The following is a 21,674-nucleotide window of genomic DNA, read 5'->3' as shown; positions in this document are numbered from 1 at the left end:
GTGAGCCCCGGTGCCGCGTACGAAGGAAACGAAGGACACCGTCGTCCGGGCGGCCGGCTGCGTCCTGTGGCGGCGCGCGCCGTCGGGCGGCTCCCTCGAACTGTGCCTGGTGCACCGGCCGAAGTACGACGACTGGTCCTGGCCGAAGGGAAAGCTCAAGCCCGGCGAGGACCCGCTCGCGGGCGCGCTGCGTGAGGTGGCGGAGGAGACGGGGTACACGGCGGTTCCGGGCGTGGAGCTGAGCACCGTCGCCTACATGGCGGGCGGGCGTCCCAAGCGGGTGCGGTACTGGGCGGCCGAGGCCACCGCGGGCCGTTTCACTCCCAACAAGGAGGTGGACCGGCTGCGTTGGCTGCCGCCCGCCGCCGCCCGCGACCGGCTGACCCAGTTCCGCGACCGCGAACTCGTCGACGAACTCCTGACCGTGCTGCGCCTGACCTGATGCCGTGAGACAGCCCTGCGCCCCTTCGGGGCCGTCAGGCGTCCCGCGCGTGCCCCTCCGCGTCCGAGCGGGCCAGGCTGCGCGCCCGGCGGGCGGGGCCGCGCCAGCCGCAGCTGCACCGGGCCAGGCAGAAGCGCCCCTGTTCGACGGTCGTCGTGCGGTGTTCCTGGTGCTGCCGTTGTTCCTGCGCCGGGCCGAGCCCTTCTCGTCGCGCCACGCCGACCACGCTACCCACGCCAGATGAACAACCGGTTGCCGCTTCCCGCGGCTGCCGCCCGCGCGTGACGGGCCTGAGCACCCGTCGTTGAACCGGAGGACAGGGGGCCGGTGACGGACAGAGCGGCTGGGGGTAGGCAGGCGATGGCGGAGCGGCAGCGGCGGCAGACGGGCAAGACGGTGCTCGCGGCGGGGCTGTTGGTCTGCGCGTGTGCCACCGGATGCTCCGGCAACGGCATGGCCGCCGAGGACTCACGCGCGGCCCACGACCCGGTGCGGACCGTGCGCCAGGCCCCCGACGCGCTGCTCGCGGCGGGCAGTTCCCAGGCCCGTACGGCGATGGAGATGGCCGCGGGCGGCACACGCGTGACGATCCGCGGCGAAGGGGTCTACGACTTCCGGCAGCAGCTCGGGCGGTTGACGCTGGTGCTGCCGCAGGACCCGGCCGGGGCCCCCGAGCACCGGCCGATCACCGAACTGCTCGCTCCGGGCGCCCTGTTCATGAAGAACCGGGGAGCGGGCGTGCCCGCCGACAAGTGGGTGCGGGTGGAGACGGCGACGCTCTCCGACGGCAACCTGGTCACCGGCGGCGCCACCGACCCGTTCGCGGCCGCCCAGGTGCTGCGCGGGACGCGCACGGCGGCGTTCGTGGGGGACACACAGGTGGCGGGTGTCGCGGTGCGGCACTTCAGGGGCACCGCCGATCTGGCGCTGGCGGCGAAGAACGCCTCGGCGGCCGACGACGCGGCGCTGCGGGCCGCGCTGAAGGCGGCGGCGAAAGGGTTCGCCACGGCCGATGTCCCGTTCGACGTCTACCTCGACGACCAGGGCCGGATCCGCAAGCTCAGGCAGCGCTTCGGCTTCGTCGGCAGGCACGGGCACGACAAGGAGACGGTGGCCGTCTTCTCCACGACCCTGCTGTACGCCTTCGGGACCCCGGTGAGCGTGACGCTGCCGCAGTCGAAGGACATCTTCGCCGGCCGGATCGCCGAGCAGTGAGGGCACCGGGCGGCCCGGTGAAGCGGTCCGGTGGCCGGAAATGACCGGCGGACTAGCCCTTCCGTGCCATGCGCGGTCCGTGGGCGGCTCCCTACTCTAGGAAGCCGGCGACGACAGGGAAGAGGTGACGCGCGTGGCTCCGGTGGGTACGGCAGTCCAGGACCACGTGGCCCTCGCCGAGATCGAGCTGTGCGGAGAGCTGATCATCGCCGCCTCGGCGGCCCGGGAGCGGCTCAGCCTGGAAAGCATCGACGAGGTGCTGAGAGTCGCCGAGGAACGCCGCACCGGCGCCGACAGCTGAGCGCCGGCCCCGCCGGCCCCCTGCGTCACGCGCTCAGGTCCGCAGCAGCCGCCCGATCGCCTTGGTGGCCTCCTCCACCTTCGCGTCGATCTCCGAGCCGCCCTTGACGGCCGCGTCGGCCACGCAGTGGCGCAGGTGCTCCTCCAGCAGCTGCAGGGCGAAGGACTGCAGGGCCTTGGTGGAGGCGGACACCTGGGTGAGTATGTCGATGCAGTAGGTGTCCTCGTCGACCATCCTCTGCAGCCCGCGGATCTGGCCCTCGATCCGGCGCAGCCGCTTGAGGTGCTCGTCCTTCTGCTTGTGGTAGCCGTACGTGGCGTGCTCATGCCCGGCTTCCCCGGGGAGCGCGGCCGTGGTGCCGTCGGAGGGCGCCGTCGCGCCGGCCTCGGTGGTCGTCATCGCGTCCTCCCGCTCGTAACGGAGTCAAGGCATACCCCTGCCGGGTATATCGTACCGAATTTCCCGGGTAGGGGCCCCTGGCAAGCCCCCGTGACGAGCACCGTGCCCGATGGGCGACACTGGGGGACGGCCCTCTGAGAGCCCCGGGCAGAATGGACGCCCGAGGCCCTCGGCCGTGGCCGGATGATGTGCTTAGCATCATCCTGACCGAAACCGAAGCACCCCGAGGACCCCACGTGCGCTTTCGTCTGACCCCCAGGGAGACGAGCTTCTACGACATGTTCGCCGCGTCCGCGGACAACATCGTCACGGGCTCGAAACTCCTGATGGAACTGCTCGGGGCGGACGCTTCCGCCCGGGCCGAGATCGCAGAGCGTATGCGGGCCGCGGAACACGCAGGCGACGACGCCACGCACGCGATCTTCCACCAGCTGAACTCCTCCTTCATCACGCCCTTCGACCGCGAGGACATCTACTCCCTCGCGTCGTCCCTCGACGACATCATGGACTTCATGGAGGAGGCCGTCGACCTGGTCGTCCTCTACAACATCGAAGAACTGCCCAAGGGCGTCGAGCAGCAGATCGAGGTCCTGGCGCGGGCGGCGGAGCTGACCGCCGAGGCCATGCCGCACCTGCGCACGATGGAGAACCTCACCGAGTACTGGATCGAGGTGAACCGTCTGGAGAACCAGGCGGACCAGATCCACCGCAAGCTCCTCGCCCACCTGTTCAACGGCAAGTACGACGCGATCGAGGTGCTCAAGCTCAAGCAGATCGTGGACGTACTGGAGGAGGCGGCGGACGCCTTCGAGCACGTGGCGAACACGGTGGAGACCATCGCGGTCAAGGAGTCCTGAGGCGTCCATGGACACCTTCGCTCTGATCCTGACCATCCTGGTCGCCCTCGGCTTCGCCTACACCAACGGATTCCACGACTCCGCGAACGCCATCGCCACCTCCGTCTCGACCCGTGCGCTCACCCCGCGGGCCGCGCTGGCGATGGCCGCGGTGATGAACCTCGCCGGCGCCTTCCTGGGCAGCGGGGTCGCCAAGACCGTCAGCGAGGGTCTGATCGAGACCCCCAGCGGCGGCAAGGGGATGGGGATCCTCTTCGCGGCGCTGTTCGGCGCCATCGTCTGGAACCTGATCACCTGGTACTTCGGCCTGCCCTCGTCCTCCTCGCACGCCCTGTTCGGCGGCCTGGTGGGCGCGGCCCTGGCGGGCGGCACGGCGGTGCACTGGAACGGCGTCCTGGACAAGGTCGTCACGCCGATGTTCCTGTCGCCGGTGGTCGGCCTGATCGTCGGCTACCTGGTCATGACGCTGATCATGTGGATCTTCCGCCGGACCAACCCGCACAAGGCCAAGCGCGGCTTCCGTATAGCGCAGACGGTCTCCGCGGCCGGCATGGCGCTCGGCCACGGCCTGCAGGACGCCCAGAAGACCATGGGCGTGGTGGTGATGGCGCTGGTCATCGGCGGCGTCGAGACGTACGGCGACCCGATCCCGGTGTGGGTGAAGCTGATCTCCGCGCTGATGCTGTCGCTGGGCACCTACGCGGGCGGCTGGCGCATCATGCGCACCCTGGGCCGCAAGATCATCGAGCTGGACCCGCCGCAGGGCTTCGCGGCCGAGGCGACCGGCGCGTCGATCATGTTCGGCACCGCCTTCCTGTTCAAGGCGCCGATCTCCACCACCCACGTCATCACCTCGGCGATCATGGGTGTGGGCGCAACGAAGCGGGTGAACGCCGTCCGCTGGGGCGTGGCGAAGAACATCGTCCTCGGCTGGTTCATCACCATGCCGGCCGCCGCGATCATGTCGGCCCTGGCCTTCTGGCTGGTCAACCTGGCGTTCCTGTAGAAGCGCCGGCCGTGGCGGGAACGCCTGGCCGGAACGCGCAGGGCCCGCCCCCGGGAGCCAGGGGCGGGCCTTTCCGCATCCTCACGGTGGCACCGCCATGCAGCACCGCGAGGGGTCATGTACCGGCTCGGATCAGCCGAAGCGGCCGGAGATGTAGTCCTCGGTCGCCTGGACCGAGGGGTTGGAGAAGATCCGCTCGGTGTCGTCGATCTCGATCAGCCGGCCCGGCTGCCCGACGGCCGCCAGGTTGAAGAACGCCGTACGGTCCGAGACGCGCGCCGCCTGCTGCATGTTGTGCGTCACGATGACGATCGTGAAGCGTTCCTTCAGCTCGCCGATCAGGTCCTCGATGGCGAGGGTGGAGATCGGGTCCAGGGCGGAGCAGGGCTCGTCCATGAGCAGCACCTTCGGCTCGACGGCGATCGCCCGCGCGATGCACAGCCGCTGCTGCTGACCACCGGACAGCCCCGAGCCCGGCTTGTTCAGGCGGTCCTTGACCTCGTTCCAGAGGTTCGCGCCCTTGAGCGACTTCTCGACGATGTCGTTCAGCTCGCTCTTCTTGTAGTTGCCGTTCAGGCGCAGCCCCGCCGCCACGTTGTCGAAGATCGACATGGTGGGGAACGGGTTCGGCCGCTGGAAGACCATGCCCACCTCACGGCGGACGTTCACCGGGTCGATCCCGGCGCTGTAGAGGTCCTCGGAGTCCAGCATCACCTTGCCCTCGACCCGGCCGCCCGGCGTGACCTCGTGCATCCGGTTCAGGGTGCGCAGGAACGTCGACTTGCCGCAGCCGGACGGCCCGATGAAGGCCGTCACCGAACGCGGTTCGACCGTCATCGAGATGTCCTCGATCGCCTTGTGGGAGCCGTAGTAGGCGGTGAGCCCGCTCACGTCGATTCGCTTGGCCATGACTACTTCTTCACTTCCAGTCGTCTCAGTCGCTTCAGTGGCCGCCGTCAGCGACCGGTCTTCGGGGCCTTCCAGCGGGCGATGCCGCGGGCCACCAGGTTGAGGATCATCACGAAGGCGATGAGGGTGAGAGCCGCCGCCCAGGCGCGGTCGTAGGCCGCGCCGGAACCCGAGCTGTTCGCGTACTGCTGGTAGATGTACAGCGGCAGCGAGGCCTGCGGGTCCTTGAAGGGGTTGGAGTTGATGAAGTTCGTGCCCCAGACCAGCAGCAGGACGGGAGCGGTCTCACCGGTGATGCGCGCGATGGAGAGCATCACACCCGTGGCGATGCCGCCGATGGACGTCGGCAGGACCACCTTGAGGATGGTGCGCCACTTCGGGACGCCCAGCGCGAGGGAGGCCTCGCGCAGCTCGTTGGGGACGAGCTTGAGCATCTCCTCGGTGGAGCGGACCACCACGGGCATCATCAGGATCGCCAGGGCGAGCGAACCGGCGAAGCCGGAGTAGCCCATCTTGAGGATCAGGATCCAGAAACTGAGGACGAAGAGGCCGGCGACGATCGAGGGGATGCCGGTCATCACGTCGACGAAGAAGGTGACGGCCTTGGCGAGCCCGCCGCGCCCGTACTCGACCAGGTAGATCGCGGTCAGCACACCGATCGGCACGGCGATCAGGGTGGCGAGGCCCACCTGCTCCAGGGTGCCGAGCAGGGCGTGGTAGATGCCGCCGCCCGGCTCGGTGTCGGCGACACCGGCCATGGAGTGGCTGAGGAAGTAGCCGTCGAAGACCTTCACACCGCGCTTGACGGTGGCCCAGATCAGGGAGGCCAGCGGAACGACGGCGACGAGGAAGCAGACCCAGACCAGGCTGGTGGCGATACGGTCCTTGGCCTGCCTGCGACCCTCGACCCGGCTTGCGACGACATAGGTGACGAGGACGGCGAGGACCGCGGCGATCAGGCCCCACTGCACCTTGCTGTCCAGTCCGGCGCCCAGGCCGATGGCCACGGCGACGGCGACGGACCCCACGACGACGGCGAGCGGGAACCACTTGGGAAGGCTGGCGCCGCGCAGCGAGCCGGCGCGCTTGTCGGTGACGGCTGGCGTGCTCATGCGTTGGCCCCCGAGTACTCCTTGCGGCGGTTGATGATCATGCGGGCCGCACCGTTGACCAGCAGGGTGATCACGAACAGCACGAGACCGGAGGCGATCAGCGCGTCCTGACCGAACTCGGTGGCCTCGTTGAACTTGCTCGCGATGTTCTGGGCGAAGGTGCCGCCGCCCGGGTCCAGCAGGCTGGCCTTGATGTCGAAGGTCGGGGAGAGCACGGTGGCGACGGCCATCGTCTCGCCGAGCGCGCGGCCGAGGCCGAGCATCGAGGCGGAGATCACACCGGAGCGGCCGAAGGGCAGCACCGACATGCGGATGACCTCCCAGCGCGTGGCGCCGAGGGCCAGCGCGGCCTCCTCGTGCATCCGCGGGACCTGGCGGAAGACCTCGCGGCTGACGTTGGTGATGATCGGCAGGATCATGATCGCCAGCAGGATGCCCACGGTGAGCAGCGACCGCGGGGCGCCGCCCTGCCAGGACAGGACGCCGGTCCAGCCGAAGTACTCGTCGAGCCAGCCGTACAGGCCGTTCAGATGCGGCACGAGGACCAGGGCGCCCCACAGGCCGTAGACGATCGACGGTACGGCGGCCAGCAGGTCGATCACGTAGGCGATGGGGCCGCTGAGCTTGCGCGGGGCGTAGTGCGTGAGGAACAGCGCGATGCCGACCGCCACCGGGACCGCGAGGGCCATGGCGACGATCGAGGAGACGACCGTGCCGAACGCCAGCACGGCGATGCCGAACTGGGGCGGCAGGACGCCGGTGTTCCACTCGAAGGTGGTCAGGAAGTTGCCGTCGTCCTTGTTGATGGCGAGGACGGCACGGTAGGTGAGGAAGACCGCGATCGCGGCCATGATCACCAGGAGCAGGATGCCCGATCCCCGGGAGAGCCCGAGGAAGATGCGGTCCCCGGGACGGCCGGCGCCACGGGCGGCGCGCTTGTGGGCGGCCGGGCCCGTGGGGGTGAGGGGCGGAGCTGCGTCGTTGTGCTGTGTGGTTGTGTCCATCGGGTTCTCCGGTCTGCGGAGCCGTACGCGGTGTACGGGCTCCTGGCGGCGGTGCACCGGACGATGCGGTCCGGGTCCCGTTCGGTGGCGGGACCCGGCCGCACGCTCAGATCAGCTCAGGCCCGAGATGGTGGAGCGGACCTTGGTGATGATCTCGTCGGGGATCGGCGCGTAGGAGGCGCTGGTCAGCTGCTTCTGGCCGTCCTCGGAGGCGATGTACGACAGGAAGGACTTCACGGCCGGCAGGGTGTCGGCCTTGTTGCCCTTGTCACACGCGATCTCGTAGGTGACCAGGGTGAGCGGGTAGGCGCCGTCCTCCTTCGGCTCGTAGTTGAGCTTCAGCGCCATGTCCTGCCCGGTGCCGACGACCTGCGCCGCGGCGATGGCCTTGCTGGCGTTCTCGGCGGTGGCCTTGGCCGGGGTGGCGGCGCCCGTCTTCAGGTCGACGGTCTTGATGCCGTCGGAGGCGTAGGAGAGCTCGAAGTAGGAGATCGCGCCGGAGGTCTGCTTGACCTGCTGGGCGAGGCCGGAGGAGCCCTGCGCGGACTGGCCGCCCTTGGCCTGCCAGGCCTTGCCGCCCGAGTACGGCCAGTCGCTCTTGGCGGTGGCGATCAGGTACTTGGTGAAGTTGTCCGTGGTGCCGGACTCGTCGGAGCGGTGGAACGCCTGGATCTTCAGGTCGGGCAGCTTGGCGCTCGGGTTCAGCTTCTTGATCGCCTCGTCGTTCCAGTTGGTGATCTTGCCGTTGAAGATCTTGGCGATGGTGGACGGGTCGAGGGTCAGGCTGTCCACGCCCGGCACGTTGAAGCCGACCGCGATCGGACCGCCGACCATGGGCAGGTCGATCGCCTGGCCGCCCGAGCAGACCTTCTTGGACTGCTCGATCTCCTCCGGCTTCAGCGGGGAGTCAGAACCGGCGAACGCGGTCTGGCCCTGGAGGAAGGCGGTGATACCGGCGCCCGAACCGGTCGGGTTGTAGTTGATCTGCACGTCCTTGCAGGCCTGGCCGTACTGCTTGACCCACGCGTCGATCGCGTTCTTCTGCGCCGAGGAACCGGACGCCTGCAGCTGGCCCTTGGCGCTGTCGCACTTGACCGAGCCGGGAGCGGCGGCGGCGGACGAGCTGCTGTCGCCGCCGTCCTTGCCGCTGTTGTTGTCGGAGCCGCACGCCGTGAGGGCCAGGGCGCCGGAGGCGGCGAGGACGCCGAGAGCGAGTGCCCGCCGGTTCTTGCGCTGAAGCTTCACTTGAGGGAGTTCCTTCCAGGAGCCGCCGTCCTGATCGGCGGCGTGCGAAGAGTGGTGGACGCCGATGCGACGAGATGCGCATCAGCACCGGGTAAGGCCGAAATTAGGCAGAACAGGTGAAGCCGCCGATGGCCGGAAGTGAACGAGGGGTGAACCCCTGCCGACGGTGCGGTGAGGTCACGGAATGCTCACGGGGAGGGCACGTGAAGGTCCCGACGGACGGGCCGGGACCGCCGGTCCGGACTTCCTGGAACCCGCCGGGCCGGACCGTCGTCTCGGTCCACGGGAGCCGACGGAAGGCGCAGACATGGAACGGCGTGCGTTCATCGGGGGCGGGGCGGCCGCGCTGGCCGCGCTGGCCACCGCCGCGTGCAGCGGCGGCGGCAGCGGGTCGGCCGCGGGAGCGGCCGGTAGCGCCGCCGGAGCGAGCCCACCGTCCTCGGGCGTGCCCTCCGGCACGGGGACACGCACCACCGGTGCCGCGGCCCCCGCCGGCTGGACCGCGCTCGGCCGCGCCCTGGACGGCACCCTGATCCGCCCCGGCGACGCCCACTGGAGCACCGCCCACCAGCTCTACAACACCCGTTTCGACGGGCTGAAGCCCGCCGCCGTCGCCTACGTCGCCCACGCCGACGACATCCGTACGGCCCTCTCCTACGCCCGCGCCCACCGCCTGCGCGTGGCCATCCGCAACGGCGGCCACTCCTACGCCGGCTGGTCCTCCGGCGACGGCCGCCTGATCCTCGACGTCTCCAGGCTCGACCAGGTCAGAGCCGGCGGCACCTCGGCGGTGGTCGGCGCCGGCGCCAAACTCATCGACGTCTACCGGGCGCTCACCGCGAAGGGCGTGACAATACCCGCCGGGTCCTGCCCGACGGTCGGCGTCTCCGGCCTGGTGCTCGGCGGCGGTCACGGCGTCGTCTCCCGCGCCTACGGCCTGACCTGCGACAGCCTCACCCAGGCCACGATCGTCACGGCCGACGGCCGTCAACTGACCGTCAGCGCCACCGAGAACAAGGACCTGTTCTGGGCGCTGCGCGGCGCCGGCAACGGCAACTTCGGCGTCGTCACCGAACTGCGGTTCCGCACCCACCCCGCGCCGCAGGGGGTGTCCGCCTACCTGACCTGGCCGTGGGCGAAGGCGGCGGCGGTGGTGACGGCCTGGCAGGAGTGGGGCCCCGGCCAGCCGGACGAGATCTGGTCCTCCCTCCACCTGGAGAACACACCGGGCGGCACCCCGAGGGTCTCGGTGGCCGCCTTCTCCCTCGGCACCTACGGCGAGCTGCAGAACGCGGTGGACCGCCTGGCCGCCGCGATCGGCGCCCGTGCCTCCAGCGTCTCGCTGAACCGCCACTCCTACGAGGGCGCCATGGAGGCCTACGCCGGCTGCTCGTCCTTCCCCACCGAGCCCCAGTGCCATCTGCCCGGCTCGACACCCGGCCGCTCCCCGCAGGGCAGGCTCGGCCGCGAGACCTACGCGGCCCGCTCCGACTTCTTCGACCGGTCCCTGTCCGCCGCCGGCGTCCGGACGCTGCTGTCACAGCTCCCGTCGGTGCGGGGCGGCGCGGGCAGCATCGCGCTCACCGCCCTCGGCGGCGCGGTCAACCGCGTCCCGCCCACGGCGACGGCCTTCGTCCACCGCCGCTCGCGCATGCTCGCCCAGTACATAGCGTCCTGGACTCCCGGCACTGGGGGTACCTCCCAGGCGTCCAGCACGGGGGGAGGCACGAGCGCCCAGTCCTGGCTCACGTCCGCCCACACCGCGATGAGGCCGTACGCCTCCGGCGCCGCCTACCAGAACTACACCGACCCCGCCCTGACGAACTGGCGCACGGCCTACTACGGTGCGGCGGCCCCCCGCCTGAAGCAACTGAAGCACCAGTACGACCCAGAGGGCTTCTTCACATACCCACAGGGGCTGTAACCGCGGCCGTCGCTGAGGTGGGGGTGCGCTCACCGCGCTTGCGGGGTGCCGCCGGCGCTACGCCGCCAGATCCCGCTCCTCCGCGGCGGCCAGCTCGTCCCCACGCGCCCCGGCCAGCACAGCCCGCCGACGCACCCCAGCCGACCGAGCCCGCACGACCCATGCCCCCCACCGAGCCCCCTCGACAGCCTTCAGCACCGGCGTGAGCAATGCCATGGCGAGGGGCGACAGCAGCAGCGCCACCGCAGTACCGAGCGCGAACCCCCCGACCACATCCGTCGGATAGTGCACGCCCATGTACACCCGGCAGAACCCCTCCAGCAGCGCCAGCCCGATCCCCACCAGCCCGAACCGCCGGTTGGCCACGAACAGCGCCACCCCCATCGCCATGGTGAGCGTCGCGTGATCGCTGACGAAGGAGAAGTCGCTCTTCCCCGACACCAGGACGTCCAGCCCCTGATGGTCCCGGAACGGCCGGGGCCGCTGCACGAACCCCCGGATCGGCACGTTCACCAGCACCGCGATCCCCGCCGCGAGCGGCGCCCACACCAGCGCGGCCACGGAGGAGGCGGCATCCTCGGCGCCCCGCCGCCGCACGGACCACCAGCACCACACCACCAGCAGGACCATGGCGAGCAGCAGCCCGTACTCACCGACGTACTCCATGACCCGGTCGAACCAGTGCGGCGCGTCCTTGGCCAGGCCGTTGATGTCGTAGAGCAGGTCGACGTCGGGGTTCGACCCGGATTCGGCGAGTCCAGCCATCGTGCTGCGGCCCCTTCGTCGTGTCCTTGGACGTCAGTACGTCAACAGGAACGCACGACCCCGTTTGATACGTTCCACGGTCCACCGAATGATCACGCAGACGTTATCGAAGAGAGACTCGTCGTCGCAGCTCAGGGGTGGGGTTCACGCTCGGTTCAGACCGAGGTGGGGAGTGCTTTCGCGCCATCTTCGGTGACCCGGGTGGCCCCGAAGTAGTCCGGAGTGTCGACCGGGTCGAAGCGGATGACGGCCCCCGGCCGGGGCGCGTCGATCATGTACCCGCCGCCGACGTAGATCCCCACGTGCCGAATGGCCCGGGAATTGGCCGGATCGTCGGAGAAGAACACCAGATCGCCCGGCAGCAGTTCCTCCCGCCGGGGGTGCGGACCCGCGTTGTACTGGTCGTTGGCCACCCGCGGCAGGCTGATCCTCACGCTCTCGAACGCGGCCTTGGTCAGCCCCGAGCAGTCGAACCGCCCGTCCTGGTCGGCGGTGCCGTTCCCGCCCCAGAGATAGGGGGTCCCGAGCTTGCTCTGAGCGTAGGAGATCGCACCGGCGGCCTGCTGCGAGGGATCGACCCGGGTGACGGGCGCGGCGAAGCTCTTCTCCAGGGTCGTGATCGTCTTCACGTAGTTCCGGGTCTCCGCGTACGGCGGCACACCCCCGTACTTGATGACGGCGTACGCACCCGCGTTGTAGGCCGCGAGCATGTTGTGCGAGAGATCGCCGGGCACGTCCTTCACGTACTTCGCGAGCTCGCAGTCGTAGGACGCGGCCGAGGGGATCGCGTCGTCCGGGTCCCAGACGTCCCGCTTGCCGTCGCCGTCGCCGTCGACGCCGTGCGTGGCCCAGGTCCCCGGGATGAACTGCGCGATGCCCTCCGCCGCGGCCGCCGACCTGGCGTTCGGGTTGAACCCGCTCTCCTGGTACAACTGGGCGGCGAGCAGGGCCGGGTTGAGGGCGGGACAGAGATTGCCCCACTTCTGCACGAGCGACTGGTAGACGGCCGGCACGGCCCCCTTGGCGAGTCGGACGGCCCCGCCGCCCACCCCGTTGACGAGGTTGCCGGCGACGACGTACACGCCGACGGCGAGCAGCATCACGAAGGCGACCCCGGATCCGACGGCGGCGATCGCCACGACCCATGCCTTACGCACCGTCAACCACCCCTCGCCGCCCGGGAGTCAGTCCGCACAGGACAGTCTAGGGGGTGTCTCGTCGATGAGGCCCCAGGGCGCTACCGGGGCCGGCCCAGCGGAAACGGGGTGCGGATCGGCCCTCATGGATCGGCGGCGGCGTCCTTGTAGAGCGCGGCCGCCTCGGCACCGAAGACGACGCTGTACGACGTGTCGGCCGTGGATCCGCCCTGCTCGTGCCCGCCGAGCACCCCGACCACCTGCCGGTCGCCGTTGACCCACGGGCTGCCGCTGGTGCCGCTGGTGAACTCGGGGCAGTCGATGCGCTGCTGGGTGCGGCTGTGCGAGTGGGGTTTGTTGGTGCAGGTGATGGGCACCTCGCGGGAGTCGGGATACCCGGTGACGGTCACCGCGGTCGCCCCGGTCGCCACCCCGCTGACGAAACGGTTGCTGCCGACGACGTCCTCGATGTCCCTGCCGTCCTTCGGGGCGATCACGGCGAAAGCCAGGTCGCTGTCCTCGTCCTGGTCCCTGGACCAACCCTCGGGCAGGAAGCGCTTCTTGACCTGCCAGACCCCGTACGGCGCCTTGCCGTCCCGGTATCCCGGCGCGAAGACCAGATCGGTGTCGTCGGTCAGGCAGTGCGCGGCGGTGAGGACGAGGTTCCGGTTGGGGCTGTGCACGACCGACGCGGTGCAGAAGTGGTTGCCGGGGAGGTCGTCGGCCCTGTCGACGCCGAACAGCGCCCCGATCCGCGCGCTCTGCGCGTTCTCCGCGATCACCGCGGTCACCCCGAGGGGGCCTGGCCCGTCGGAGGCGGACGCGACGGAGGCAGAGGTCACGGCGATCAGCACCAGACCGACGAACAGCGCGGAGTTCCGGGTGCGGGCGCGCGGGCGTACGTGACGGGCGTGGCTCTGGATCCCTGAGGTGCGCTTCATCAGGCCCCACTGTGTCCCAAGAAGGTGAGAAAGGGATCCCGACTTCACTGAGATTTTTCTGTGAAACCCCCGTTCACCGCACACTCTGCCCGGCATCGCCCCTCTTGCCCCACCTCGCCCGCGATCGGCACGGACCGCTTCCCCACACGGCACCCGGAGCCGGACAGGGCGTACAGACATGCGAGTTCGGCCGCTTCGCGACCGGCACGGCGTGAGACCATCGACGGGGCACGCGACCACACGCGATCACTCACCCGACCGGCCGACAGAAGCCCTGCGGGAGCGTGAGAAGTGTACTCGGCGTGACCTGCCGTGATACACAGAGTGACCATGCGCACGAAACCCGTCGCCAATGACGCCAAGTCGACATACGCGGGCGTCATTGTCGGCGACAATGAGGCCTGACCTCTGCGTGCCCGCAGGGGCCCGGAACTACCCACCAGGGGCGGTGACTTACATGCTCTTTGCGGCCGACAAGGGAGACATCAACACCATCATCGGCGGGATCGCTCCGGACTGGGGCCCCTTCGGCAGCCTGGGCAACGAGGCGAAGGTGATGATCGAGGTGGTGATGGCGGTGGCCATCCTGCTCTGCCTCGGCATCGCCGTCTGGGGCGCGGCGAAGCAGCGTATCGGCGCGACGGCCCTACGGGACACCTTCAGCGCCGAACAGGGCAAGGGCCTCATCATCGCCGGCCTCACGGGCGTCTTCATCATCGGCTCCCTCGGCACACTGTTCACCATCGTGTACGGCATGGCGGTGTAGAGCGCCGCCCTGTGCCCGGCGCACACCCGCGCATGCCGCGCACGGTGCCCCGCCCGCGCCGCCGGACGGCCCGTCCGGGCGCGTCCGGTGCCCCCGCTGCCCCCACCCACCCACCGTGCCCACCGGCCGAGGTTGCGTTTCCCTGATGTCGAGTCACCACACCGCGCCCGCGCGGGAACCAGCACGGCTACCGTCGTACTCCTACGCGTTCCGGTACGAGGTCGAGGTCGAGGGGGCGTACGGGACATGAGTCTCGGAGACGAGCACGGACACGGCGATCCCGCGCGCGCCGACGACGAGCTGTACGCGGGCGGCGGACAGACCCGCACCCGGCTCCCCGAGCGTTCCACCGACCCCTACGGCGGTGCCCGCCGCGGCCCCCGATCGTCCTCGCGCAGCCTGATCACGGTGGTCGCCGTCGTCGTCCTCCTCGTCGCCGCGATCGCCTTCGCGAACCGCGGCGGAGGCGACCCCTCCGCCGCGGACTCCGGCGGCCACGGCAACGACCCCAAGGCGGCCGCCACCGCACCCACGGGCAAGCGCCCGGTGACCACGAAGACGGCCGGCATCCCCTCCGGCTTCAGCCACGACGAACAGGGGGTGCAGAGCGCGGCGGCGAACTACGCCGTGACGCTCGGCTCGACCGGCATGTTCAAGAAGGACAGCCGGCACACCATCGTGGACCTCCTGTACACGCCCCAGGCCGCGGCGAGACTCCAGGGCCCCATGGACCAGGCCTACTCGCCCGGCCTCCTCGACAGGATGGGCCTGAACGCGGACGGCGAAGCCCCGGCCGGCAAGACGTTCGTCTCCCGCGTGGTCCCCGTGGGCACCACCGTGCAGCGGTACAGCGCCGACAGTGCCAAGGTCGCGGTCTGGTACGTGGGGCTCATCGGGATGTCCGGTGAGACCTCGACCGACCCGGTCACCTCGTCCTGGAAGACGTGGACGTTCGACCTGCAGTGGACGAGCAACGACTGGAAGATCGTCTCCGACGCGCAGCAGAACGGCCCAGCCCCCGTCCCCGGCGACGACAAGGCCGCCACCTCCGACGAGATCCGCAAGGCCATCGAAGAGTACGGAGGGTTCACGTATGCCCGGTAGCAGGCAGCGCACGCTCGAGCTCACCGGAGTCGTGGCAGCCGTGCAGACGTCGGTCGTGCTGCTGGCGACCCGTGCCGTCGCCGCGCCCTCGCCCAGCCCGACACCGTCGCCGTCGGCGAGCAAGAACAACTGCGACCTCATCTTCGGCGAGGCCAAGAAGTACTGCGAGCGCGGCAACGGCAGCAGCGGCGGAGGTTCCGACGCGCCCGACCCCACCTCCACCCTCGATCCCCTCTCCTCCCTCGCCAAGGGCTGTGCCGACGCCGCCTCCTGGACCATCGACAAGCTCAGCCACGCTGTGAAGGAGACGGCCAACGTCGACTTCACCAACCAGAAGTTCCTCCAGCAGTACGCCGTCGTCTTCGCCGCGTCGACGATCCTCACCCTGCTGCTGTGGCTGCTGGCCGTGGCCAAGCGGGCCGTGCGCGGCGTACCGCTGACCACCGCGATCTCGGAGGCGGTCGGCTTCCTCTGGCTGACCGTGCTCGCCTCCGCGTTCACCCCGCTGATCCTCTACACGGTCGTCTCGGCCGCCGACGGCGTCTCCGATGTGCTCGCCAAGACGACCGGGGACCAGGCGGACACGTTCTTCGGCACGTTCTCCGCCGCCCTCGGCAAGGGCAACGAGATCGGCGGCGGCCCGATCATGCTGATCGTCGTCTCCCTCGTGTCGATCCTCGCCGCCGGAGTGCTCTGGCTGGAGCTGGTCATCCGCGCCGCGCTGCTCTACGTCGGCGCGCTGCTCGGAACGGTCGTCTACGCGGGGCTCGTCGACAAGAACCTGTGGGGGCACGTCCGCCGCTGGGCGGGCATCATGATCGCGGTGATCCTGGTCAAGCCGGTCATCGTGATCGTGCTCGGGCTCGCCGGGGCCCTGTCGTCGGACGACAAGGGCCCGGGCGCGTTCTCCGCCGTCGTCTCCGGCCTCGCCATCATCCTGCTCGCCATCTTCGCCAGCGCGATGATCTACCGTTTCGTCCCCGGCTTCGGCGACGAGATCGCCGCCGGCCGCAACAACCGCATCATGCAGGGCGCCGAGAGCAAGGCCGCGGCCGTCATCAGCTCCCCGGCGACCCTGGTCGCGCAGGGCATCAAGACCCACAGCACCCGGGCCGACAGCAACGGCGCCGCGGCCGGCCACACGCCCGCACCCCGCCCGGCCAACCCCGTCTCCGGTGGCGTGGCCGCACACAGCACCCGCGTCCCGGACGGCGGCGGATCCGTCCCCTCCGCCGCACCCGCTCCCCGCGCACCCAGCCCGGTGAACACCCCCCACGCCAGCAGCAGCCGCAACAGCAGTACCAACCGCACGGGAGGTGAAGGGCGTTGACGACCGAGTCCCACATGTCCCACACGGTCACGCCCCGCCGTACATATCTGATCGGCCGCGCCCGGCCGAACGCGATCATCGGCCGCAACCGGGAGACCGGCGAGATCGCGCTGATCGTCGTGGGCGCGTTCATCGGCATGATGTGCGGGCTCCTCGTCCCCGTCCTGCCCCTGCGGATCGTCCTGCTGACCGGCTTCCCGCTGCTCGCGCTGGCCGCGGTCTACGTGCCGTACCGGCACCGCACCTTCTACAAGTGGTTCGAGATCAACCGCAGCTACAAGCGCACCGTCAAGCGGGGCGCCGCCTACCGCTCGGCCGTGATGGAGGCCGGTACGCGCATCGACGGACGGGAGATCGAGATCGGGCCGCCCCCCGGGATCGGCCGCATCACCTGGCTGGCCGCGCCGTTCGGCCCGGACGAGATCGCGGTACTGCTGCACGCCGACCGCAAGACCGTCACCGCCGCCATCGAGATCGAGGGTCCCGGCGTCGGACTGCGCGACTCGGAGGACCAGGAAGCCCTCGTCGACCGGTTCGGCACCCTGCTCAAGCACGTGGCCAACGGCGACGGCTTCGTCACCCGCCTCCAGATGCTCGCCCGCACCCTGCCCGCCGACCCCGACGCCCACGCCAAGGACGTCGCCCAGCGCGGGGACGAACGCGCGCCCGTGTGGCTGCGGCAGTCCTACGACCAGCTCCAGTCCATGGTGTCCACCAGCAGCGAGCAGCACCGCGCCTACCTGGTCGCCTGCATGCACTACAGCCGCGAACTGGCCGCCGAGGCCAACGCCATGGCGCGGGCGGCCCGGGCGCAGTCCGGCCGCAGACTCGACCGGGACGCCGGTCTCGCCGTCGTCATGGCCCGCGAGCTGACCGACATCTGCTCCCGGCTCCAGGAAGCCGACATCCGCGTACGGCAGCCGCTCGGTCAGGGGCGGCTGGCCTCGCTGATCCACTCCATGTACGACCCGGACCACCCGATCGACCACATCCAGGCGATGACCCAGCGCAACGCCTGGCCGGCCGAGCTGGACGCGATGGAGCCGACGTACCTCCAGGCCAAGACCCGTGAGTCCGCCACCCGCGAGCCCTGGTGCCACGCCACCGCGTGGATCAAGGAGTGGCCGATGACCCCGGTCGGCGTCAACTTCCTCGCCCCGCTCCTCGTCCACACCCCGGACGTCATCCGCACCGTCGCCGTCACCATGGACCTGGAACCCACCGAGGTCGCCATCGAACGCATGCTGACCGAGAAGACCAACGACGTCGCCGAGGCCAGCCGCGCCGCCAAGATGAACCGCACCGTGGACCCGCGCGACGTCCAGGCCCACCACCGCCTCGACCAGCGCGGCGAGGACCTCGCCAGCGGCGCCGCCGGCGTCAACCTGGTCGGCTACATCACCGTCTCCGCCCGCACCCCGGAGGCCCTGGCCCGCGACAAGCGGACCATAAGGGCCTCGGCCGGAAAGTCGTACCTGAAACTGGAGTGGTGCGACCGCGAGCACCACCGCGCCTTCGTGAACACGCTCCCGTTCGCCACCGGAATCCGACGGTAGGGGCTGATGCTCTGATGCGGGACCCGCTGACCGCACTCACGGACGCCTTCACGTCCTTCCTGTTCGGGAAGGTCGAGACGACCCGGCTGCCGGTGCGCACCTCCACGGGCCAGGCCCAGGCGGTCTACCTGCCCACGGCCGCGCCCGGCCTCGGCGACTCGGGCGTCATCATCGGCCGCGAGGTGTACTCCGGGAAGGGCTACATCTACGACCCCTTCCAGCTGTACGGCCAGCAGCTCCCCGCCCCGCACTGGCTCGTCCTCGGCGAGTCCGGCAACGGCAAGTCGGCGCTCGAGAAGACCTACGTCCTGCGCCAGCTGCGCTTCCGCGACCGCCAGGTCGTCGTCCTGGACGCCCAGGGCGAGGACGGCGTCGGCGAATGGAACCTCATCGCGCAGGAGCTGGGGATAACTCCCATCCGGCTGGACCCGACGGCCGCCCTCGACCACGGCATCCGGCTCAACCCCCTGGACCCGGCGATCACGACGACCGGGCAGCTCGCGCTGCTCCGCACCATCATCGAGGTCGCGATGGGGCACGGCCTGGACGAGCGGTCCGGCTTCGCGCTGAAGGTCGCGCATGCCTACGTCAACGAGTCGATCGTGGAGCGCCAGCCGGTCCTGTCCGACATCGTCGAACAGCTGCGCCACCCCGAGCCGGAGTCGGCCGAGGCGATGAACGTCGCCATCGACGACGTACGGGCGTGGGGACTGGACGTCGCCCTGGTCCTCGACCGTCTGGTCGACGGCGACCTGCGCGGCATGTTCGACGGACCGACGACGGTCGGTATCGACCTGGACGCCCCGCTGATCGTCTTCGACCTCTCCCACATCGACCGCAACTCCATCGCCATGCCGATCCTGATGGCGATCGTGGGCGTGTGGCTGGAGCACACCTGGATCCGCCCCGACCGCAAGAAGCGCATCTTCCTGGTCGAGGAGGCCTGGCACATCATCAACAGCCCGTTCGTGGCACAGCTGTTCCAGCGGCTGCTGAAGTTCGGCCGCCGGCTCGGTCTGTCCTTCGTCGCGGTCGTCCACCACCTGTCCGACGTGGTGGACGGGGCGGCGGCGAAGGAGGCGGCCGCGATCCTGAAGATGGCGTCGACCAGGACGATCTACGCCCAGAAGGCCGACGAGGCCAGGGCCACCGGCCGGGTGCTGGGCCTGCCCCGGTGGGCGGTCGAGATCATCCCGACCCTGACGCCCGGCATCGCGGTGTGGGACGTCAACGGCAACGTCCAGGTCGTCAAACACCTGGTCACAGAGACCGAACGGCCGCTGGTCTTCACCGACCGCGCCATGACGGAGTCGTCCCGCGACCTCGCCGCCGACGACGCCCTGCGCGCCGCCGAGCTGGAGGCCGAACAGCGTGCGGCGGCCTTCGTGGAGCAGCACGTCCCCGATCTGGGCGGCTCCTCCGAGTCGACGGTGGCGTAAGGGGGCGCACAGAGGTGGGATCGAACGACCACTACCCGAGACATCAGGGTCAGGGGTACGGGCAGCAGGCGCAGGGCCGGAGTGACGGCCAGGGCGGCATTCCGGACGGCCTGCTGGTCGGCCTCCTGGCCTTCCTTCTCGGCATGACCCTGCTGGTGTGGACGGCCACGGGCCTGGCCGGTCTGTTCGCACACGGCGCCTGGCCCTCCGGGGTCACCTTCACCCGTACGCCCCTGGCCATGCGCCACCTCGTCGGCGAACCGCACGACATCGCCGGCGCCTGGCCGGACACCCCGGCCGGGCAGCTCTCCGGGTACGGGCTGTTCTGGGGCCTGTTCATCGGCCAGCTGATGGTGCTGTTCGTGCTGACGGTGTTCGTGATGGGCACGGTGGCGAGATGGCGGGCCGGGCGGGCGAGAAGACGGGCCGAGCAAGCGGCGGCCCTGGAGCCCCGGGAGGCGGCGGCAGCCAGGGAGCCTCGGGAGGCGTCCGTTTCCCCGGTCCACCACGAGGTCCCCATGCAGAGGGCGGTCCCGGAGCCCGTACCACAGCAGGGACCGCAGCCTGGAGCACAGGCCGAACCGCAGCCCGCTCCGCAGCCCGGTCCGCAGCAGGCGCCGCTCGCGCCGCCCCAGCAGCCGAGGCCGACGCCCGAAACCCACGAACCGGTGTTCCCGGGCCGCCGACGGGCCACGGTGTTCGTGGCACCGCGTGAGGAACGGCAGGCCACCGCCGTCCAGGCGATCCGCGACGCGGCCGGCCCCGCCCTCGTGGTCACCTCCAACCCGGCCCTGTGGCAGGAGACCAAGGACTCCAGGGCCAAGCTCGGTCCGGTCCTCCTCTACGACCCGGGCCACCGCTGCGACACCCCGGCACGCCTCCACTGGTCGCCCATCAGCGGCTGCGAGGACAAGGAGACGGCGGTCGCGAGAGCGGACGCCCTCCTCGCCCCGGTCCGCCCGACGGCCAGGATCGACCAGGCGGTGAGCGACACCGCACACACACTCCTGCGCAGCTATCTGCACGCCGCGGCCATCGACGGCCGCACCGTCCGCCACGTCCACCGCTGGTCGCAGGGAGGCCAGCTCCACGAGGCCGTACGGTCCCTCCGTACGAACCCCAAAGCGGCCTCCGGTTCCGCCGGGGAGCTGGAGGCCGCGCTCACCTCGCACCCCGAACGCCGCGACATCGCCCTGGAGTTGACCAGCCGGGCACTCGCCTCGCTCGTCATGGTCAACATCCGGGAAGCCTGCACACCCAACCGAAGTGATGCGCTCGCCTTGGATTCCTTCGTGAACGAGGGGGGAACGCTTTATGTGGTGGGGGAATCGATCGAGGATCCCCGCACCAACCCGGGCGCGATGCCGCTGCTGACGGCACTCGCCGCAAGCGTGGTCGAGCGCGGCCGGCGCATGGCCGAACGGTCATCCTCCGGTCGGCTCGACCCACCACTCACGCTCGTCCTGGACGACGTGGCCGCCGTCGCCCCGCTGCCCCAGCTCCCCGAACTGCTCTCCGGCGGAGCCGAGCGCGGGATGCCGACGCTGGCCCTGCTGCGCTCCCGGGAACAGGGTCGCGCCCGCTGGCCGCACGACGAGCTCCCGGCGTGACCTTCAGGGGCGCTCGAGGACGTACTCCAGCTCGGTCTCGTCGGGGCGGGCGCTCAACGGCACGGTACGCCCGGTGGGCACGAAGCCGACCCTGCGATAGAAGCGCTGGGCCCGCCCGTTGTCCTCGTGCACGATCAGCCGTACCCGTTCGGCATCCGCGTTCCACGCCCACTGGAGGGCCTCGTCGAACAGCACCTCGGTCAGCCCGCACCCGCGGTGCTCGGGCCGTACGTACACGCCGACGACGTGACCCTGCCGCTGCTCGACGGGGAACCCGGCCCAGTCCGTCGTGCCGGCCCGCTCCAGAAGCATCGTGACGGTCCCGGCCCACTCACCGTCCGGCCCTTCCGCGACGAACGTCTGGGCCTCGGTCGCACCAGCCGCGGCATTGGTCGCCCGATCCTGCCAGAAGGAATCCGGCCGGGCCGCGGCCTCGTCGTAGGTCTCCAGGAACGCGAGAGGGGCCATCGGATCCTGCAGGGCGAGGAGCCGCAGCGCCTTCACCGTCGGCCACTCCGCGGCGCGTATGGCGCGGACCACGAACTTCTCATCGCTGTCGGGGCTGCTCATGGGGCCACGGTAGTCCAGCAAAACGAAAAGGCCCACGCCTTTT

Annotated in this window: 22 protein-coding genes; 12 read left to right on the top strand and 10 right to left on the bottom strand. The window is 70.3% G+C overall.

Going from position 1 to position 21,674, the window contains the following annotated elements; translation table 11 throughout:
* The first annotated feature begins 10 nt into the window (after positions 1–10).
* Complete coding sequence (locus tag R2S09_RS30795; RefSeq protein ID WP_306191353.1) at positions 11–442, top strand: NUDIX hydrolase; 432 nt, start codon at positions 11–13, stop codon at positions 440–442.
* A gap of 34 nt (positions 443–476) precedes the next feature.
* Here the strand turns inward: R2S09_RS30795 and R2S09_RS30790 are convergent, their stop codons facing one another.
* Positions 477–659 carry a hypothetical protein gene (locus tag R2S09_RS30790; RefSeq protein ID WP_306191352.1) on the bottom strand — a complete coding sequence of 61 codons (183 nt, stop codon included), beginning with the start codon at positions 657–659 and terminating at the stop codon, positions 477–479.
* 143 nt (positions 660–802) lie between these two features.
* Between R2S09_RS30790 and R2S09_RS30785 the strand changes: the two genes are divergently transcribed.
* Positions 803–1,657 (top strand): hypothetical protein, encoded by an 855-nt coding sequence (locus tag R2S09_RS30785; protein ID WP_306191351.1) that lies wholly within the window; start codon positions 803–805, stop codon positions 1,655–1,657.
* Between the two features lie 133 nt (positions 1,658–1,790).
* Positions 1,791–1,958 (top strand): hypothetical protein, encoded by a 168-nt coding sequence (locus R2S09_RS30780; protein ID WP_306191410.1) that lies wholly within the window; start codon positions 1,791–1,793, stop codon positions 1,956–1,958.
* Positions 1,959–1,991: 33 nt separating this feature from the next.
* Here the strand turns inward: R2S09_RS30780 and R2S09_RS30775 are convergent, their stop codons facing one another.
* Positions 1,992–2,357, bottom strand: a complete 366-nt coding sequence (locus tag R2S09_RS30775) for a metal-sensitive transcriptional regulator (RefSeq protein ID WP_316744559.1) — start codon at positions 2,355–2,357, stop codon at positions 1,992–1,994.
* A 236-nt stretch (positions 2,358–2,593) separates the two neighbouring features.
* Between R2S09_RS30775 and R2S09_RS30770 the strand changes: the two genes are divergently transcribed.
* Together R2S09_RS30770 and R2S09_RS30765 are read left to right on the top strand one after the other, a co-directional pair.
* Complete coding sequence (locus tag R2S09_RS30770; RefSeq protein WP_030183796.1) at positions 2,594–3,214, top strand: DUF47 domain-containing protein; 621 nt, start codon at positions 2,594–2,596, stop codon at positions 3,212–3,214.
* A 7-nt stretch (positions 3,215–3,221) separates the two neighbouring features.
* Entirely contained in the window at positions 3,222–4,220 is a 999-nt protein-coding gene (locus tag R2S09_RS30765; protein ID WP_316744555.1) for an anion permease, read from the top strand.
* Between the two features lie 132 nt (positions 4,221–4,352).
* On the opposite strand, the gene pstB is transcribed toward R2S09_RS30765, so the two are convergent.
* The 4 genes from pstB to pstS form a co-directional block, all read right to left on the bottom strand.
* Positions 4,353–5,129: a phosphate ABC transporter ATP-binding protein PstB gene (gene pstB, locus R2S09_RS30760; protein WP_316744554.1), complete on the bottom strand. Its 777-nt coding sequence runs from the start codon at positions 5,127–5,129 to the stop codon at positions 4,353–4,355.
* Positions 5,130–5,176: 47 nt separating this feature from the next.
* Positions 5,177–6,241 carry a phosphate ABC transporter permease PstA gene (pstA, locus tag R2S09_RS30755; protein ID WP_316744553.1) on the bottom strand — a complete coding sequence of 355 codons (1,065 nt, stop codon included), beginning with the start codon at positions 6,239–6,241 and terminating at the stop codon, positions 5,177–5,179.
* Positions 6,238–7,245 (bottom strand): phosphate ABC transporter permease subunit PstC, encoded by a 1,008-nt coding sequence (pstC, locus tag R2S09_RS30750; protein ID WP_316744551.1) that lies wholly within the window; start codon positions 7,243–7,245, stop codon positions 6,238–6,240. Before pstC ends, pstA begins: the two co-directional genes overlap by 4 nt.
* 111 nt (positions 7,246–7,356) lie before the next feature.
* Positions 7,357–8,490, bottom strand: a complete 1,134-nt coding sequence (gene pstS / locus R2S09_RS30745; RefSeq protein ID WP_316744549.1) for a phosphate ABC transporter substrate-binding protein PstS — start codon at positions 8,488–8,490, stop codon at positions 7,357–7,359.
* A gap of 307 nt (positions 8,491–8,797) precedes the next feature.
* Here pstS and R2S09_RS30740 point away from each other — a divergent pair, with 307 nt between their 5' ends.
* Entirely contained in the window at positions 8,798–10,414 is a 1,617-nt protein-coding gene (locus tag R2S09_RS30740) for an FAD-dependent oxidoreductase (protein WP_316744548.1), read from the top strand.
* Between the two features lie 57 nt (positions 10,415–10,471).
* Here the strand turns inward: R2S09_RS30740 and R2S09_RS30735 are convergent, their stop codons facing one another.
* From R2S09_RS30735 to R2S09_RS30725, 3 genes are all read right to left on the bottom strand, one after another.
* Positions 10,472–11,179 (bottom strand): phosphatase PAP2 family protein, encoded by a 708-nt coding sequence (locus R2S09_RS30735; RefSeq protein ID WP_316744547.1) that lies wholly within the window; start codon positions 11,177–11,179, stop codon positions 10,472–10,474.
* Positions 11,180–11,334: 155 nt separating this feature from the next.
* On the bottom strand, positions 11,335–12,342 hold the full coding sequence (locus R2S09_RS30730; RefSeq protein WP_306191342.1) for a bifunctional lytic transglycosylase/C40 family peptidase: 1,008 nt from the start codon (positions 12,340–12,342) through the stop codon (positions 11,335–11,337).
* A gap of 116 nt (positions 12,343–12,458) precedes the next feature.
* Positions 12,459–13,256, bottom strand: a complete 798-nt coding sequence (locus R2S09_RS30725) for a trypsin-like peptidase domain-containing protein (RefSeq protein WP_316744544.1) — start codon at positions 13,254–13,256, stop codon at positions 12,459–12,461.
* A gap of 457 nt (positions 13,257–13,713) precedes the next feature.
* On the opposite strand from R2S09_RS30725, the gene R2S09_RS30720 reads away from it, so the two are divergent.
* The 6 genes from R2S09_RS30720 to R2S09_RS30695 all read left to right on the top strand — a co-directional run bounded on the left by R2S09_RS30720 (position 13,714) and on the right by R2S09_RS30695 (position 21,061).
* Entirely contained in the window at positions 13,714–14,022 is a 309-nt protein-coding gene (locus tag R2S09_RS30720) for a hypothetical protein (protein WP_014673544.1), read from the top strand.
* 246 nt (positions 14,023–14,268) lie between these two features.
* Entirely contained in the window at positions 14,269–15,126 is an 858-nt protein-coding gene (locus R2S09_RS30715; protein ID WP_316744533.1) for a hypothetical protein, read from the top strand.
* Positions 15,116–16,456, top strand: coding sequence for a hypothetical protein (locus R2S09_RS30710; RefSeq protein WP_316744531.1), 1,341 nt, complete (start codon positions 15,116–15,118; stop codon positions 16,454–16,456). The genes R2S09_RS30715 and R2S09_RS30710 overlap by 11 nt, the downstream gene beginning before the upstream one ends.
* 14 nt (positions 16,457–16,470) lie before the next feature.
* The gene (locus tag R2S09_RS30705; RefSeq protein ID WP_399145059.1) at positions 16,471–18,012 is read left to right on the top strand and encodes an SCO6880 family protein; all 1,542 of its coding nucleotides are present in this window, start codon (positions 16,471–16,473) and stop codon (positions 18,010–18,012) included.
* A gap of 14 nt (positions 18,013–18,026) precedes the next feature.
* The gene (locus tag R2S09_RS30700; protein WP_306191336.1) at positions 18,027–19,451 is read left to right on the top strand and encodes an ATP-binding protein; all 1,425 of its coding nucleotides are present in this window, start codon (positions 18,027–18,029) and stop codon (positions 19,449–19,451) included.
* A gap of 14 nt (positions 19,452–19,465) precedes the next feature.
* On the top strand, positions 19,466–21,061 hold the full coding sequence (locus R2S09_RS30695) for a type IV secretory system conjugative DNA transfer family protein (RefSeq protein WP_399145035.1): 1,596 nt from the start codon (positions 19,466–19,468) through the stop codon (positions 21,059–21,061).
* A 3-nt stretch (positions 21,062–21,064) separates the two neighbouring features.
* On the opposite strand, the gene R2S09_RS30690 is transcribed toward R2S09_RS30695, so the two are convergent.
* A complete protein-coding gene (locus tag R2S09_RS30690; protein ID WP_316744528.1) occupies positions 21,065–21,631 on the bottom strand; it encodes a GNAT family N-acetyltransferase in 567 nt (188 codons plus the stop codon).
* Positions 21,632–21,674: the final 43 nt, after the last annotated feature.

It is taken from the genome of Streptomyces sp. MK7, from assembly GCF_032658145.1.
Lineage (GTDB): Bacteria > Actinomycetota > Actinomycetes > Streptomycetales > Streptomycetaceae > Streptomyces > Streptomyces spiralis.
Note: the sequence above shows the minus strand (reverse complement) of the source record. Positions and strands in the feature narration are given on the sequence as shown.